A 3,426-nucleotide genomic window follows, 5' to 3' on the forward strand; every position below is an offset into this window, starting at 1 on the left:
CGCCGACCAGGTATCCGCCGAACGAACGAACCTGAAACCCCGTCAACCCGCCCTGACCTGCTGATCAGCGACTACCGCACAGCGGGGGAACCTCATTGAATCGGCCGAAGTACCGGTTGGTGATCCAGTGCCTCGACTTCTTCGGATGCCTGCGCAGAGCCCACCGGTAGGTGAGCTGCCACAGGTAGGAGTCCAGCGAGGCGAAGACCTCCTTGGACACCACCGTCCGGTAATAGGCCGACCACCCGCGAACGATCGGATTGACCGCCCGCAAGATGGCGAGAGTTTCCGCGCCCCGCAGCGCACGGATCTCCCCGCGCAACCTGGCCCGGATCCGCCTGACGGCTGCTTTACTGGGCTTGATCAGCAACTTGCCACATCGATAGCGGCGCACGTTGAACCCCAGGAAGTCAAAACCGGTCTTCGCGTGGACGATGCGTGTCTTGTCCTCGTTGAAGACCAGCCCCGGGGCGCGAGCCACTCAGCGAGCCGTGCCTTGACCTGCTCGGCCGCTTCGCGGCTGTGGCACATCGCCACCAGGTGAGTCGGCGGCGGGAATCTCACCCGCCGCCGCTCTCAGAACCGTGCGGGAGCCTCTCGGCTCACACGGCTCCCATCGCCCAGCCATCAGGTTTGAGGCCGAACCGCCAGTGGGCGAACATGTTGGGAGACCGGCGGGCTGTGCCCGCCAGCAGTTCTCCCGCTCTCTTCTCCCGGCGGCGTAGTCGTTTGTACTTCTGACAAGCCCAGCCCACCAACATCCTGTTGATGCGCCGGAGGAGGGGATACAACATGGACTTGTAGAAGCGCCCGTAATAGTTGATCCATCCCTGCACGACGCTGTTGAACATCCGTGCAAGGTCCATCAGCGATTTGTCACTGCGCTGGGCGATGCGCCAGGAACGCATTTCCCTTCCCATCGCCGTGATTGCCGCCTTGCTGACCGCGGGCAGGAAGTTCACGAAGTGCTTCCCGTACCGGTTCTTGGCCAGCCTGGGCCGGAACGTGTACCCAAGGAACGTGAACGACGTGTACTCGTACGAGCCCCGCCGGTCCGCGTCCTTGCAGTAGACGATGCGCGTCTTGTCCGGATGCAACTCCAGACCGACCTGCGCCAATCGCTGCGCGAGAGCGTCCCGCACGCGACGGGCCTGGCTCTCGCTCTTGCAGTGGATTACCGCATCGTCGCAGTAACGCTCGGAGGTGACCTGCGGGAACTCCCGCGCCAGCCACACATCGAACGCATAGTGCAGATACAGATTCGCCAGCACGGGAGAAATTGCCGACCCCTGAGGAGTCCCGATTTCCCGTTGCTGCACCGAGCCGTCTGCCTTCGCCAGCGGCGCAACCAGCCACCGCCTGACGTAAAGCAGGACCCATTTCCCATCCTCATCGATATGCCGCTCGACGGCCCTGAGCATCAGCTCATGGTCCACGCTGTCGAAGAACGCCCGGATATCGAGATCGACCACCCAGTCGCTGCGCCAACAACGCCGCCGGCACTGCTCCACCGCATCCAACGCGGACCGCCTGGGCCGGTAGCCGTAGGAGTCCGGATGGAACACAGGCCGCTCCAGATACATCGCGGCCACCGTCTGAGCGATACGGTCAGACACAGAAGGCACCCCAAGGACGCGGACACCTTTCCCGCCCGCCTTGGGGATCTCGACGGCTTTCACCGCCGGGGGGAAATACGAACCGGACGACATACGATTCCACAGCTTGAACAGATTCCTCGAAAGGTCCTGCTCGAATTGCTCGATCGTGACACCGTCCACCCCCGGTGCACCCCGACTGGCTTTGACCCGCTGATACGCCTCCCCCACCATTGACTTGGGAATGTCAAACGACTTCACCTTGGCCTGCGGCCTTGATCCGTTCACCTGGCTCCTCCCGGGAACTCCGGTTGACCACCAAACAAGATCCGAGCAACCCGCCCCCTTCGCCGGGTAGGCGGCGGCATTTCAGCCGCCGCCCCCCACAGATCCGGACGTGAAGATCTCTCTTCATCCGGCTCGTGCCGCTCAGTCCTCAGGCCGTAGCGCAGTATCTCCAGTGCGCGAACAGACGGGGCACACGTTCTACAACTGCCGCCAGCCAAGCCCGTGCTCTTTTGTTACTGCGTTCCAGACGCTCGTATTTCCGTTTAGCCCAGCGGGCAAGATGGCGATTTATCCGCTTGCATAGTGGGATCACCGCGGTCGGGTAGAATCGGGTGAAGTAGGCGAGCCAGCCGGCCAGGACCGGATTAATGGTCTCGGCCAGCTCAGCGAGGGTAAGGGTGGTGCGCCGATTGAGCTTCCAGGCTTGCGCCTTTCGACTCATCTCGGTCAGCTTGTCCGCGCTGACTCCCGGCAGAAAGCCGGTGAAAGATCTCTTCTGCTTCCTGTCGAAAGCCTCGCGGGGCCTGAGGGTGTACCCAAGAAACGTGAACGAGATGACTTCATAAGAGCCACGCCGTCTTCCGTCCTTGCAATAGGCGACCTTCGTCTTGTCGGGGTGGAGTGCCAGCCCGACGTCGGCCAGCCGATCCGCAATTGCCGCCCTCACATGGAGGGCTTGCCTTTTGCTGACGCAGTGCACAATGACATCGTCTGCGTACCGTTCGAATGAGATTCCCGGATATTTCCGTGTCATCCAAGCATCGAAACCGTAATGCAGAAACAGATTCGCGAGCAGGGGAGAAATCGGGCCGCCTTGGGGCGTCCCCATGGTCCGGTGTTTCAAAGTGCCATCGGGCATCAGCATCGGGGCTTTTAGCCAGCGCTCCACGTAGATAAGGACCCATTTCGAGTCCGTATGGTGCGCAACCGCCTTCTGCGTCAGATCCCAGGGCATCGAGTCGAAGAACGCCTTGATGTCCATGTCGACCACCCAGTCGTTCTTGAAACACCGTTCCCGGCATACCGCAACCGCATCCAGGGCTGAACGCCTGGGACGATACCCAAAGGAGTCATGATAAAAACCCTCTCCAACTCTGGCTCCAATGACAATACCGCCACCGTTTGTGCGATCCTGTCGGCGATATTGGGAATGCCGAGAATTCGTGTACCTCCTTTCTTTGGAATCTCCACCGCGCGGACCGGTCCAGGGAAGTACGATCCCGACGACATGCGATTCCACAGCTTGTACAGGTTTCCCTGTAGGTCAGCCTCGAACCGTTCGATAGTCACACCGTCGACCCCGGCCGCTCCCTTATTCTCCTTCACCTTCTGCCATGCATCCCACACAAGCCGTTTCGGAATATCGTGCGTCTTGCCCTGCAACATCGGTTCAGTCATGTGGTTCATTCCTTCCGGTTGGCCACATTCATCAACCAGAGCGACCCAGCCAGGGCGATTGCAAAGTCCGTTGGTCGTGCGTCAGTGCAGGTCAGTTGAGTCCGAGGATGGCCAGTGGCCGCTCGTAGGGGCGGAGGGCTGTCCT

The 3,426-nt window shown here is 61.0% G+C and carries 4 protein-coding genes; all 4 read right to left on the minus strand.

What is annotated here, in order from left to right; translation table 11 throughout:
• Positions 1-64: 64 nt before the first annotated feature.
• The gene (locus ACFYXH_RS42345; RefSeq protein WP_389575147.1) at positions 65-481 is read right to left on the minus strand and encodes a group II intron maturase-specific domain-containing protein; all 417 of its coding nucleotides are present in this window, start codon (positions 479-481) and stop codon (positions 65-67) included.
• A 121-nt stretch (positions 482-602) separates the two neighbouring features.
• Positions 603-1,883: a group II intron reverse transcriptase/maturase gene (gene ltrA / locus ACFYXH_RS42350; protein ID WP_389575149.1), complete on the minus strand. Its 1,281-nt coding sequence runs from the start codon at positions 1,881-1,883 to the stop codon at positions 603-605.
• A gap of 148 nt (positions 1,884-2,031) precedes the next feature.
• Positions 2,032-2,922 (minus strand): reverse transcriptase domain-containing protein, encoded by an 891-nt coding sequence (locus tag ACFYXH_RS42355; RefSeq protein ID WP_389575151.1) that lies wholly within the window; start codon positions 2,920-2,922, stop codon positions 2,032-2,034.
• A complete protein-coding gene (locus ACFYXH_RS42360; RefSeq protein ID WP_389575153.1) occupies positions 2,823-3,281 on the minus strand; it encodes a hypothetical protein in 459 nt (152 codons plus the stop codon). The genes ACFYXH_RS42355 and ACFYXH_RS42360 overlap by 100 nt, the downstream gene beginning before the upstream one ends.
• Positions 3,282-3,426 lie beyond the last annotated feature (145 nt).

Source organism: Streptomyces sp. NPDC002730 (assembly GCF_042888805.1).
GTDB lineage: Bacteria > Actinomycetota > Actinomycetes > Streptomycetales > Streptomycetaceae > Streptomyces.

What these genes read in the sequence shown, in the direction of transcription:
- ACFYXH_RS42360 (WP_389575153.1), bottom strand. Translation starts at nt 3,281, where the DNA reads ATGACTGAACCGATGTTGCAGGGCAAGACGCACGATATTCCGAAACGG.